Annotated in this window: 9 protein-coding genes; 5 read left to right on the top strand and 4 right to left on the bottom strand. The window is 34.1% G+C overall.

Annotated elements, in window-relative coordinates:
- The first annotated feature begins 39 nt into the window (after window positions 1-39).
- From tilS to BC962_RS08540, 4 genes are all read left to right on the top strand, one after another.
- Window positions 40-1,353: a tRNA lysidine(34) synthetase TilS gene (gene tilS, locus BC962_RS08555; RefSeq protein WP_121345579.1), complete on the top strand. Its 1,314-nt coding sequence runs from the start codon at window positions 40-42 to the stop codon at window positions 1,351-1,353.
- Entirely contained in the window at window positions 1,350-3,350 is a 2,001-nt protein-coding gene (locus tag BC962_RS08550) for a protein-disulfide reductase DsbD family protein (RefSeq protein WP_121345578.1), read from the top strand. The genes tilS and BC962_RS08550 overlap by 4 nt, the downstream gene beginning before the upstream one ends.
- A gap of 61 nt (window positions 3,351-3,411) precedes the next feature.
- The gene (locus BC962_RS08545; protein WP_121345577.1) at window positions 3,412-5,265 is read left to right on the top strand and encodes a CocE/NonD family hydrolase; all 1,854 of its coding nucleotides are present in this window, start codon (window positions 3,412-3,414) and stop codon (window positions 5,263-5,265) included.
- Window positions 5,266-5,319: 54 nt separating this feature from the next.
- Entirely contained in the window at window positions 5,320-7,149 is a 1,830-nt protein-coding gene (locus tag BC962_RS08540) for a DUF885 domain-containing protein (protein WP_121345576.1), read from the top strand.
- 111 nt (window positions 7,150-7,260) lie between these two features.
- Here the strand turns inward: BC962_RS08540 and BC962_RS08535 are convergent, their stop codons facing one another.
- Both BC962_RS08535 and BC962_RS08530 read right to left on the bottom strand, forming a co-directional pair.
- Window positions 7,261-8,088: an alpha/beta hydrolase gene (locus BC962_RS08535; RefSeq protein ID WP_183075471.1), complete on the bottom strand. Its 828-nt coding sequence runs from the start codon at window positions 8,086-8,088 to the stop codon at window positions 7,261-7,263.
- Window positions 8,081-9,391: a DUF2254 domain-containing protein gene (locus tag BC962_RS08530; RefSeq protein ID WP_121345575.1), complete on the bottom strand. Its 1,311-nt coding sequence runs from the start codon at window positions 9,389-9,391 to the stop codon at window positions 8,081-8,083. Before BC962_RS08530 ends, BC962_RS08535 begins: the two co-directional genes overlap by 8 nt.
- 202 nt (window positions 9,392-9,593) lie before the next feature.
- On the opposite strand from BC962_RS08530, the gene BC962_RS08525 reads away from it, so the two are divergent.
- Entirely contained in the window at window positions 9,594-10,037 is a 444-nt protein-coding gene (locus BC962_RS08525; RefSeq protein ID WP_121345574.1) for an Hsp20/alpha crystallin family protein, read from the top strand.
- Window positions 10,038-10,083: 46 nt separating this feature from the next.
- Here the strand turns inward: BC962_RS08525 and BC962_RS08520 are convergent, their stop codons facing one another.
- Together BC962_RS08520 and uvrB are read right to left on the bottom strand one after the other, a co-directional pair.
- Window positions 10,084-11,295 carry a hypothetical protein gene (locus BC962_RS08520; protein WP_121345573.1) on the bottom strand — a complete coding sequence of 404 codons (1,212 nt, stop codon included), beginning with the start codon at window positions 11,293-11,295 and terminating at the stop codon, window positions 10,084-10,086.
- Window positions 11,296-11,435: 140 nt separating this feature from the next.
- Window positions 11,436-13,436: an excinuclease ABC subunit UvrB gene (gene uvrB / locus BC962_RS08515; protein WP_121345572.1), complete on the bottom strand. Its 2,001-nt coding sequence runs from the start codon at window positions 13,434-13,436 to the stop codon at window positions 11,436-11,438.
- Window positions 13,437-13,471 lie beyond the last annotated feature (35 nt).

Below are 13,471 nucleotides of genomic sequence, written 5' to 3'. Positions count from 1 at the left end.
CAAGTCTTAAAACAGGCTTATTTCATATCTTTGAAACTTATGGAAAAAGCCTTCAAAAATCACCTGAAATCTGAATTTCCCTTTTTATGTCAAGGCAAATTACTGCTGGCAGTTAGTGGAGGAGTAGATAGTGTGGTTTTGGCTCATTTATGCAAGCTTGCAAAATTGAACTTTTCCATTGCCCATTGTAATTTCAACCTTCGAGATGCTGAAAGTGATTCCGATGAAGAATTTGTTCTGGATCTGGCTGATAGATTAGATGTAGAAGTCTTTATCGAGAATTTTGATACTAAGGCTTATGCTGAAGATGAAAAGATCTCCATTCAAATGGCAGCCAGAGAATTACGCTATCATTGGTTCGAGGAACTAAGTGTTGCTTTAAAGTATGATTATGTTTTAACTGCACATCATGCAAATGACAATCTGGAAACATTTCTAATCAACTTAGTTCGTGGGACTGGCTTAGAAGGTTTTACAGGAATCAAAGCTGTAAATAATACAGTGATCCGACCACTATTAACTTTCAGTCGAAAAGAGATCGAAGCCTATGCCGAGTTGCATAAAATAAAATGGCGTGAAGATAGTAGCAATGCTTCTAACAAATACCTACGAAACAAAATTAGGCATGATGTTGTTCCTGTACTGGAAGAGTTGAATCCGCAGTTGTTAAATGGTTTTGCCAATACTCAGGCTCATTTAAATGACAGCTTAAATCTTGTGGAAGATTATATTGGATTGATCTATCCAGAAATAGTTTCCAAAACTATGTATGGCTATAATCTGAAAATAGATTTTCTGAAGAAATTACCCAATACTAAAGCGGTACTTTATGAATTGCTAAAGACTTTTGGGTTTTCAGAATGGGAAGATGTATACCAATTATTAGATGCTCAATCTGGAAAAATTGTTTATTCTTCTACGCATAGATTGATAAAGGATAGAGATGTATTGATCCTTGCAGAAAATGAACCTGATAGAAAAATGCAGGAGTATTTCATAGAAGAAGGAGAAAACATATTGATGCTTCCCATGGGAAGATTTACGATCTCTGAGGTTGACGAGATCTCCAAAACCGCCCCTAATTGTGTTTTCTTAAATGCAGAAAAACTTACTTTTCCACTTGTTCTAAGAAAATGGAGCAATGGCGATGTATTTTATCCTTTTGGAATGAAAGGAAAGAAAAAGTTAAGCGACTTTTTTAATGACAATAAATTATCTTTGCCCGAGAAGGAAAGTACTTGGATACTTTGCTCTGGAAATGAAATTGTTTGGATCGTAAATAGAAGAGCAGATAACAGATTTGCCATTACAGATCCTTCTCAAAAAATATTAAAAATTACCTACACTGTATGAAATATTTCTGGTCACTGCTTTTAATTTTAACAGTATCTCTTTCCTCTTTTTCTCAAGTATTTACCTCTGCAGATAATGATCTTCAAATAGAAGAGCCTATTAGCTGGGATTCCCATTTAGAAAAAGAAAACGATAGTATCTATAAAATTAGTTTTACAGCAAAATTAGAAGAAGGCTGGCATTTGTATGCTCAAGATATTGAAGAAGGAGGCCCAATTCCAACAAGTTTTACATTTACCAATGCTGGGGTAGCTTTTGAGTTGGTTGGAGAAACATCTGAACCAAATGTACCAACCATTTTTGATGAGGTATTCGAAATGGAGATCAAATACTTTGAAAAGCAAGCAACTTTTTTTCAAACTATAAAAGTTTTAGATAAAGATGCGGTTATAGAAGTTGAGGTTGAGTTTATGGTTTGTAACGATACTCGGTGTTTACCACCTGATGTGGTGCCGTTTCAATTCTCTGTTGCAGATAATTCTGTGAATAAAGGCTATGCAAATGAGGAGGTCACTCCAATAGATATTCAAAAAACAAAGGATCTTACTTTAGCTTTAAATGGTTGGGATCAATATAAGCCAGAAGTAGAAGATAAAGATGGGTTTTTAACCATTTTCCTTTTAGGCTTCTTGGGAGGTCTTATAGCCTTACTTACTCCATGTGTGTTTCCAATGATCCCTTTAACCGTGTCGTTTTTTACTAAAGGAGCTAAAACCCGAAAGCAAGGATTAACAAATGCAATCCTATACGGCCTTTTTATATTTTTGATCTATTTGTTATTGAGTTTACCCTTCCATTTGTTGGATAGTCTTGCACCAGAGATCTTAAATAATATTTCTACCAATGTCACTCTGAACATCGTTTTCTTTGTGATCTTTATAATATTCGCCTTCTCATTTTTCGGTTATTATGAGATAACTCTACCTACAAGTTGGAGTAGTAAGATGGACGATAAAGCTTCCAGTATTGGTGGTGTTGTTGGTATATTTTTTATGGCTCTAACTCTCGCTTTGGTTTCATTTTCTTGTACTGGTCCTATTCTTGGATCTTTATTAGGAGGATCATTAAGCAGTGATGGAGGAGCCACCCAATTATCCTTTGGAATGGGCGGTTTTGGACTGGCTTTGGCTTTACCTTTTGCTTTATTCGCCTTATTTCCAAACTGGCTGAATTCGCTACCAAAAAGTGGAGGTTGGTTAAATACAGTAAAAGTGGTCCTAGGATTCTTAGAATTAGGTCTTGCTTTTAAATTCTTATCTAATGCAGACCTTGTAGAACACTGGGGAATCCTTAAAAGAGAGATCTTTATTGGGATCTGGATCTTAGTTGGAATTGGTTTAATGCTTTATTTGTTCGGAATAATAAGATTTCCGCATGATGGTCCTAAAAAGAAATTGACCAAAGCTAGATTTGGCTTTGGAGCGCTAACATTCGTTTTTGTTTTATATCTGTTTCCTGGTTTAAGTAACTCTGCTTTTGCTAATCTTAAGTTATTAAGTGGTTTTCCACCACCCCTGTTCTATAGTGTTTACGAAAAGGATACTCAAGGTCCATTGGGTTTAAAAGCTTATAAGAGTTGGGAAAAAGGATTGGAAATCGCAAAGCAAGAGAACAAACCTATTATATTAGATTTTACAGGGTGGGCTTGCGTTAACTGTAGAAAAATGGAAGAGCAAGTATGGAGTGATCCTGCAGTTTATGAAGTTCTAAAAAATAAATATGTTTTGATCTCTATGTATGTAGATGATAGAGAAGAGTTGCCAGAGCAGGAGCAATTCAACTATGTTAGAGCTAATGGAAGCATTAAAAAGATAAAGACTATCGGCGATAAATGGGCAACGTTCCAAACCGTGAATTTTCAGAATAATTCACAACCATTTTATGTGCTTTTAGATACAGATCTTAATCTTCTGAATTCCCCAATTGGATATACTCCAAATGCTAAGGAATACTTAGCTTGGCTAAGTGAAGGCATCCAAAAAGCGGAAATAGAGTAGTATTTAAATTTTCCGGGTTAAAGAGTTAATTTCTATCTTTAGGTTTTTAAAATCTGAAACTATGAAATTAACTTTTTCCCCGCTTATTTTTATAATGAGCCTTTTTCTATCCTTTTCTAGCTTTTCTCAAACTGAAGAGGACTATAAGGTAGCCGATCATTACACAAAACAAGAAGTAGATATTACCATGAAAGATGGTATTAAACTTCATACTACTATTTATTCACCTAAGGATACTTCTAAAAAGTATCCAATTATAATGCAACGTACCCCATATAGTTCTCAGCCTTATGGGCAAGATCAATTCAGATCTAAAATTGGTCCTAATGAGTTTCTTATGAAAGAAGGGAATATCATTGTTTATCAAGATGTTCGTGGAAGATGGATGAGTGAAGGAGTCTATGATAATATGCGTGCATATATTCCGAAGAAAAAAGGGAAACAAGTAGATGAATCCAGCGATACTTACGAAACTATAGATTGGTTAGTTAAGAATGTAAAGAACAACACAGGGAAAGTAGGAACTTGGGGTATTTCATATCCTGGGTATTATGCGTTGTATTCTCTTTTAGATGCACACCCTGCATTAAAAGCAGTTTCTCCACAAGCTGGGATCGGAGATTTTTTCTTTGACGACTTTCATCATAATGGAGCTTATTTATTAAGTTACTGGAGAGCAACAGCACTTTTTGGATATGAAAAGACTACGCCTTCAGATACCGCTTGGTATAAATTTCCTGAATTAAAAGAAAAAGATCAATATCAGTTCTTTCTGGATAATGGTCCCTTAACTAATTTAGATAAGTATTATAAAGAAGATAATGTTTTCTGGACTCAGTTGAAAGATCATTCTAGCTACGATGAGTTTTGGAAATCCAGAGGTTTAATTCAGCATTTAAAAGACATTAAGCCGGCAGTTATGATCGTAGGTGGATTATTTGATGCCGAAGATCTTTATGGGCCACTTCAATCTTATAAGAACATAGAGAAGAAAAGTGATAACTATAACACCATTGTTTTTGGACCTTGGAGCCATGGAGATTGGGCAAGAAACTCTAAAAGGCAAGCCATAGGGAATGTGTATTTTGGAGATGATATTTCCAAGAATTATCAGCAGGAGATAGAAACTAAATTCTTTAATCACTTTTTAAAAGGAAATGGATCTAAAGAATCTGGTTTGCCCGAAGCATATATTTATGATACAGGAAATATGCAATGGGATAGTTTTGATGTTTGGCCTCCAAAAGAAATTACGACTAAGAAAATGTATTTAGGTGCAGATGAAATGTTAACAGATTCCGCCTCAGAAACAGAAGTATCTTTTGTGAGCGATCCTAAAAAACCAGTTCCTTATTCTGAAGATATTAAAATGGTATTCACGCCAAGAAAATATATGACAGACGATCAGCGTTTTGCAGCTAGAAGACCAGATGTTATGGTTTATGAAACTCCAGTCTTAGAAGAAGATATGAGTTTAGTTGGTGCTATTCAAGCACATTTAAATGTTGCAACTACAGGGACAGATGCAGACTGGGTTGTAAAAGTAATAGACGTGTACCCACATGATGCTGAAGATACAGAGGAAACTCAATCCTATCTTAAAATGAGTAACTATCATATGATGGTGCGTAGTGAAGCTATGAGAGGGAGATTTAGAAACAGTTTTGAAAATCCAGAACCTTTTGAAGCAGGTAAGAAAACAGAAGTTTCTTTCGAATTACAGGATGTAAATCACACTTTCAAAAAAGGTCATAAACTTCAAATACAAGTTCAAAGTACTTGGTTTCCTTTAATAGATCTAAACCCGCAAACTTTTGTACCAAATATCTTTAAGGCGAAGGCAGAAGATTTCAAAAAGCAAACTCATACTGTTTTTGGAGATTCTTATGTTGAATTTTCGGTATTAACAGAATAGAATTAATTATAAGTCAGTTTTACATAAAAACACAAATCACTTAAATTTAATTTAATGAAATTCAAAATAAAAAGTATTCTTCTTTTATCCATATTAACGATGTTTTCCTGTAAGGATGATGTTTCAGATAAAGAATTATCCGACTCTATAATTAAAAAAAGTTCAGCAGAATTAAATGCTCATTTCGATGCTGAATTTGAAAAGGACGTAGCAGATTCTCCTATGTTGCAAACCATGTTAGGTAGAAAAACCGATTATGGGAAATGGGATGATTTTTCCTCTCAAAAATATAAGGACGATCTAGAAAAGGCTAAAAAGAGATTGGATTACCTTAATAAGAATATAGATGAAGCCGGTTTAGATGAAAGTACTCAGTTAAGCTATAGATTAGCTAAGCAAAGACTAAAGGATGAAATAACAGATTATGATTACCGTTTTTATAATTATCCTATAAACCAAATGCATGGCTATCATGCCGAATTACCAGCCTTTTTAATTAACATGCATCGTATAGATTCTTTAGCAGATGCTGAAGCCTATATAGCAAGATTGAATGGTATTCCAAAGGTGATCGAACAAATTGTGGAGGGATTAAAGGTGAGAGAACAAAACGGGATCTTACCTCCTAAATTTGTTTTTGAAAAAGTCATCGAGGATTCCCAAAATGTAATTAAGGGTAAACCCTTTACAAATTCTAATGAGGCGAGTACTTTACTGGAGGATTTTAAAAATAAGGTTAAGAATTTGAAGTTAACAGAGGAAGAGCAAGTTGTACTTATTAATAAGGCAGAAAATGCTCTAAATACCTCTGTAAGAAAAGGCTACGAGAATCTAATTGCAGTACTAGAAGACCAACAGCAGCGTGCCACTACAGATCATGGAGCTTGGAAATTCCCTAAGGGAGAAGATTATTACAATAATCGGCTTAAACGGATAACCACCACGAGCTTAACGGCAAATGAAATTCATGAAATTGGATTAAGTGAAGTAGGTAGAATCCATAGAGAAATGGAAGAGATCATGAAAACGACTGGATTTAAAGGGTCTTTACAAGATTTCTTTGAATTTATGCGCACCGATAAGCAATTCTATTATCCAAATACAGCTGAAGGAAAAAAGCGTTATTTAACTGAAGCTACAGGTTTGATAAATAATATGAAGGGGAAACTAAATGAGCTTTTCATTACAAAACCCAAAGCAGATATTGTAGTAAAAGCTGTGGAAGCCTTTAGAGAGAAAAGTGCCGGAAAAGCATTTTATCAGCAGCCAGCAATCGATGGTTCCAGACCTGGAACATATTATGCAAATTTATATGATATGAGTGCTATGCCAACCTATCAAATGGAAGCTTTGGCTTTTCATGAAGGGATTCCGGGACACCATATGCAAATTGCAATAGCTCAAGAATTAGATAGTATTCCAATGTTCAGGAAATTTTCATCTTATACAGCCTACACAGAGGGTTGGGGTTTATACAGCGAATTGATCCCTAAAGAAATGGGCTTTTATAAAGATCCTTATTCAGATTTTGGAAGATTGGCAATGGAGCTTTGGAGATCATGTAGATTGGTAGTAGACACTGGAATACATGCTAAAAAATGGACTAGGGAAGAAGGTATCGCTTATTATAAAGAGAATACTCCAAATGCTGAGAGTGATTGTGTGAAAATGGTGGAAAGACATATTGTAATGCCCGGACAAGCAACTGCTTATAAAATAGGCATGAATAAGATCGTTGAGCTAAGAGAAGAAGCAAAAATACAATTAGGAGAAGATTTCGATATTAGAGAATTTCACGATGTTGTATTAACTAATGGTGCAGTACCACTTAATATTTTAGAAGAAATGGTACAGGAATGGGTGAAATCTAAGAAGACAACCTAGTTGTTCTAAAAGTTTAAACTCTTTTTTTAGGAAATTTAAAAGCATGAAGCCATGAATATAAAATATTCATGGCTTCATGCTTATTTGATTAAAGCTTTTTGAGAATTTAAGTTATTTTTCTAGATCCATTAACCAAAGCGCAGCTTCTGGGAACAAGCTTGCCCAAAAAGCTTCATTGTGTTCTCCGTTGGGAACAGCTTCGATATTTATTTGTGCCTCTGAAATTTGTTTAGAAGAAAGTAGTTCTTTCATTTTTAGCATCAAGGGTACCATTGTTTCACTTTCTTTTTCGCCAGCCCTAAAGTAAAATTGATTTTTAGAAAGACTGTTCAATTCTGCACTTTCTGTTAAATTAAAAATGTCTTCAGAATACCAAAAACTAGGAGAAAAGACTAATGCTTTACCAAAGATATCTGGATGCTTTAATGTTGCATAATAAGCAAAAAGCCCTCCTAACGAGCTCCCTCCAATAAAGGTGTTCTTAGCAGTTGGGGAAGTGTTATAAAGTGAATCTATTTTGGGTTTTAGTGTGTTCAGGATAAAATCTAGATAAGCATCTGCTTTTCCACCCTTATATTCGGGATGAGGATAAGGAGTTAATTCATCTATTCTTTTTTCATTTCCATGTTCAATTCCTATTACAATTAATGGTAGATCTAGACTATCCAAGGTTTCATCTACCTTCCATTCTCCAGAATATGAAGTGGATCTATCAAATAAATTTTGTGCATCTTGAAGATAAAGCACAGGGTATTTTTTTGCGTTTGGGGTATAGGTTTTTGGTAAATACACCCATATTTTTTTTATAGTATCCAGTTGTGGGGCATCAATTAAAAAGCTACTTACGCTTTTAGAAGCGGAAGATTGAGCGATTGTAAGGTTAACAACCAAGAACGCTAGAATTATAAAGCAGGTTTTTAAGAATGTATTTTTATGCATTTGTGGTGGTATTATTTACTTGGAACGTTAAGCTTTCAGCCAAACTAATTAATCTATCTACATCGGCAGTATTTGTTACTGCTTCCTTTGCATCTGTAAGCAATAATGTAGCTTCTGCTTTTATAATATTATAATAATCTTCATTATAGGTTTCTTGCTGAAGTAGGTAATGTAACATGATTAATAACTTCTGATTGAGAGTTACATCATGCTTACAATAGGTTCTAATTGCTACCATTACCTGATAAATAAGCTCTTTAAAATTTACTGTTGTGATCTTTAAAAAAGCAGCTTCATCTCTTCGAATCACATTAATATCTTTTTTCTGCATTCTTAATGCGAACAATTCTGTAAGATAATCTATAGCATTAATGGCAGTTCCAGGGTCGTTAATTCCTGGAGACATCGCTTTCACAATAACTTCGGTTAGCTGTTTAAAACCTAATATATAATTATCTTCTACCAACTCTTCTCGGGCAAAGCTAATATTACTTAAAATTTGAGTTACCTGGTCTTTATTGAGTTCATTTCTAGATCTAAACAAAGGAATACCATTTAAAATAAAACTTCCTTTAAAAGGAATTATATGAAGCTGAGTGTCATTTTCTATACAGAAATCTATCATATTAGTATAAGACATGTTTTGTAGATACCCACTTTTTTCTGAGTGATATTCGTACCAATCTTCACTATCAGGGAAAGGAGCTAAATGAGTGGATTCCTTTTCAATAACCTCGGTCATCCTTATTTTAGACTGACTATAGATCTTCTTTAATATGTTGCTAATTTGTATGGACTGTGAGATATTATGAATAAAAAAGATAAATGCATAAATACATATTACAGTTCCTATGATTCCCATTAGCACTGCAAAACCTGGAATTTGATATTTATCTCCAGTAGGTTGGATAGAAAACAAAATGAAAATATTATACAGTATGGTGGATAGGTAGATCCCTAGAATTATCTGGTGTTTTTTATCTGAAATAAGACCTGGTAATAATCTTGGGGAATAATTACTCGAAGCTTGACTTAATAAAAGCATAACCATAGAAAAGCTAAAAACGATAACCGATATGAGTCCAGAAATTAACGCAGACAATATGGTCATAGCAGTATTTCCATTATCTACCACTAATGCTGGAGCTTTTTCTAACAGATATTTTGAAACTCCAAGATTTTCAAAATACAATAATAGAAAGGCAAAAAAGATTCCGAATATTGCTAAAACAGTAGGGTAGAAGGCGATCTTGCTTTCAACAATATTAAAGAAGGATAGGGCTCTATAAAGTAATTTTTTCATGAAGAAGTTTTCAGGTTTTAAAAATAGCATTTTAAGATTTAGGCTTCTATGTAGTTTACATTATTTTAGTTTTTGTTTCAGTTATAAAAGTCAAAATGACATATTTTTTGTGATGCTAGAAGACAAAATTTCAGAAAATATGGTCTGGAATTTAATTTGATATTAAAAAAATGAAACTAGTATTAATTAAAAATTTGATGTTATGAACTTAATTAAAAGAAATGAAGATCAATGGTTGCCATCTGTTTTTGATGATATTTTTAAAAACGATTGGCTTGGAGGAACTACAAATACTGGAGGTGTTGGTTCCAGAATTCCTGCAGTAAATATTCTAGAAAATGAAGAGAATTTTATTATTGCTGTTGCTGCACCTGGAAAATCGAAAGATCAGTTTAATATCGAGTTGGATAACGATGTATTAACTATCTCTTCTGAAGTTAAGGAAGAACATGAATCTACAGAGACCAATGCTAGGTTCACCAGAAAAGAATTTAATTACAATAATTTTAGAAGAGCCTTCACTTTACCAGAATCTGTAGAAAGCAATAAGATTACTGCTAATTATTCAAATGGAGTTTTGGAAATTAAACTTCCTAAAAAAGAAGAAGCAAAACTACAGGCAAAAAGAATGATTGAAATTGAATAGTAGTAGCTTATTAGGTTTAAATAAATAAAAGCACCACTTGGTGCTTTTATTTATTTAAAAGTATCCAGCGATTCCCAGCGCTCTGAATAGTGTAAATTTGGTTAGCTCCAATGGAAGTTACCAAAGCATTATTACGAACATCATATAGATTATCTGCATTGGAAAAAATAAAATTCTTAGCACCAATTCCATCCCAACCTATTATTCTTATAATTCTACCTTTATTAATATTTGCAGGAGGAATAATTACTTGTGTTAGATCATTATTTATTCTTAAAGTACCTACATCTTCAGTAATAAGGAAGTCTCCAGTTGCGCTCCCGGTGCTCACATAGTTTTGAGTATTAGGATAGCTCCAATTCATGTTACCAGAAGAATCTAATATTAAAACCTGAGAATTACTTCCTCTTGTTGCCGGGAAAACATATTCCTCGGTTGGTGTATTGCCAATGCCTAATCTACCTGCAAAATAGCCGGCATATACTTTATCTGGATTGCTTCCATAAGCCACGCTATAAACGCCATATATTTTACCTGTTCCAGTAATTTGTCCTATTTCACTAAAAATACCATAATTACTGCTATTTGTTCCGAAGGTTTTTCCAACTCTGTTAAAGATCCCGTAAATATCGTTAGTGCCGGAATTTTGATAAGTTTCATTAAAAATACCATAATGTATCCCTATTCCAACTCCACCTACATTATTCTTAATTCCATATTTATTACCATTGGTTGCGCTACGGTTGTCGCTAATTATGCCATAGGTTGTAAGATTATCCACCGTGGGATTATTATTATCTACTTCTAGTCCTTTCTTTATTGCAGCATCTGTAGAAGAGTTTAAAGCGATCTGTAATTTAGAGGTGATATCTTGAGTTCCAATTCCAATATTTCCTGTCCTAAAAAGTGGATCTGTAATATTATTTGGACTCACTGTAGTACTTGGTTTATAGAAATTTTCTGAAGCAATTCCAGATAAAGCTTCCCATTTTAGGGAATCATTATTCCAAAAGTAAAAGCCGCTTTTTGGTGAGAGGCTTATAGAATTTAAAAAGACCAACATACCATGCTGGTCTTTCGAGGGAGGATCAACTGGAAATTTGTGGATTCTAGGAATTAATAATCCATCAATTCCAAGTGGAGTATCGGGGGAATTTGAAACAATGTCTAATTGAGCCTTGGGTGACGATGTATTTATACCAACTTGGCAAAAAGCGATTAATGGTAAAAATAAAAAAGTAAGCACATAATATCTCATCTATAACACAATTAACCAACACAATAAATAGGGTTAATGTGAATAATGAATTTTAAAGATATTAAATTAAATAATTGATTATGAGTTAATTATGGAAACATTTAACGTTAAAAAATTAAATATTAACACATAAGCTTATTTTAACTTAAGGCCTTGGTTTTATCTTGTAGCATTTTTATTTCATCTCGAAGTCTTGCAGCTGTCATAAAATCCAAATCTTTAGCTGCTGTTTCCATTTCCTTTCGTTTAGAACGAATTCGTTTTTCTAACTGGGGTTTACTGAAATATTCTGTTTCCTTTTCAGCAGCTTTTAAAGTTGGTGCAGTTTCTATCTCATAAGCTATCTTCGCTTTAACGAGAGAACTTTCTATACTTTTAACCAATGCTGTTGGTGTAATATTATGTTTAGTGTTGTAAGCGATCTGCTTTTCACGTCTATAATTTGTTTGATCTATAGTTGTTTGCATACTATTCGTGATCTTATCTGCATACATGATCGCTCTTCCTTCCAAATGCCTAGCTGCACGTCCAATAGTTTGCGTCAAGGATCTATTACTTCTTAAAAACCCTTCCTTATCGGCATCTAAAATGGCAACAAGCGATACTTCTGGAAGATCCAGTCCTTCTCGTAATAAGTTCACTCCAATAAGTACATCAAAAATTCCTTTTCTTAGGTCTTGCATTATTTCTACGCGTTCCAGCGTATCCACATCAGAATGAATATATCTACATCTCACATTAATGCGAGTAAGATATTTTGTAAGCTCCTCAGCCATTCTTTTAGTAAGAGTGGTAACTAATACTCGCTGATCTTTTTCTGTTCTTATATGAATTTCTTCAATTAGGTCGTCAATCTGATTCAAACTCGGGCGAACCTCAATAATTGGATCCAACAATCCAGTTGGTCTAATTACTTGTTCTATATAAACCCCTTCGGTTTTTTGTAATTCATAATCTGCAGGAGTAGCACTAACATAGATAACTTGATTTTGCAAGGCCTCATACTCTTCAAACTTGAGAGGTCGGTTGTCCATTGCAGCTGGTAATCTAAATCCGTAATCTACCAGGTTCTCTTTTCTGGAACGGTCACCACCATACATTGCATGCACTTGTGGGATGGTAACATGACTTTCATCTACCACCATTAAATAATCATCTGGAAAATAATCTAAAAGACAGAAGGGTCTTGTACCAGGGAGTCTTCCATCCAAATAACGCGAATAATTCTCGATCCCAGAACAATAACCTAATTCCCTTATCATTTCAAGATCAAAATTCGTGCGTTCATCTAAGCGCTTTGCTTCCAGATGTTTTCCTATATCCTGAAAATAATCTACCTGTTTCACAAGGTCATCCTGAATCTCTCTTATTGCACCTTGCAGCACATCTGGAGAAGTCACGAACATATTTGCTGGATAGATATTTAATTTCTCATATTTCTCCAAAACCTCATTCGTCTGAGGATCAAATTCTTCAATTTCTTCTATATCATCTCCAAAAAAATGAATTCTAAAAGCATTGTCAGCATAACTTGGAAATACATCTACGGTATCTCCTTTTATTCTGAAATTACCATGATTAAAATCTGCTTCAGTTCTGGAGTATAAACTTTGAACAAGCCTATGCAATAATTTCGTTCTTGAAATGTGCATGTCTTTTTCAATAGAAACCACATTCTTTTTAAATTCAACAGGGTTTCCGATACCATAAAGACAGGAAACCGATGCCACTACTAAAATATCCCGTCTTCCGCTTAATAGGGAAGAAGTAGTGCTTAAACGAAGCTTTTCAAGTTCTTCATTTATAGAGAGATCTTTTTCTATGTAAGTTCCAGAGGAAGGTATAAAGGCTTCAGGTTGGTAGTAATCATAATAACTAACAAAATATTCCACTGCATTATCAGGAAAAAATTGTTTGAATTCTGAATAAAGCTGAGCGGCTAATGTTTTATTATGTGCCAAAATAAGAGTTGGTCGTTGGATCTCTTCAATGACATTTGCTACCGTAAAGGTTTTTCCAGAACCTGTTACTCCTAATAAAGTTTGATACTGCTCGTTTTTTTCTATCCCAGAAACTAGCTTTTTTATTGCTTGAGGTTGGTCCCCAGTTGGTTTGTAATCTGATTTTATTTTGAATTTCATGGATCTTTTCTTAGCCTCACGAAATTAAGCAAATA

The sequence above is a fragment of the Gillisia mitskevichiae genome (assembly GCF_003634585.1).
GTDB lineage: Bacteria > Bacteroidota > Bacteroidia > Flavobacteriales > Flavobacteriaceae > Gillisia > Gillisia mitskevichiae.
The sequence above is the reverse complement of the archived record's forward strand: the minus strand, read 5'-3'. Positions and strand labels throughout refer to the sequence as shown.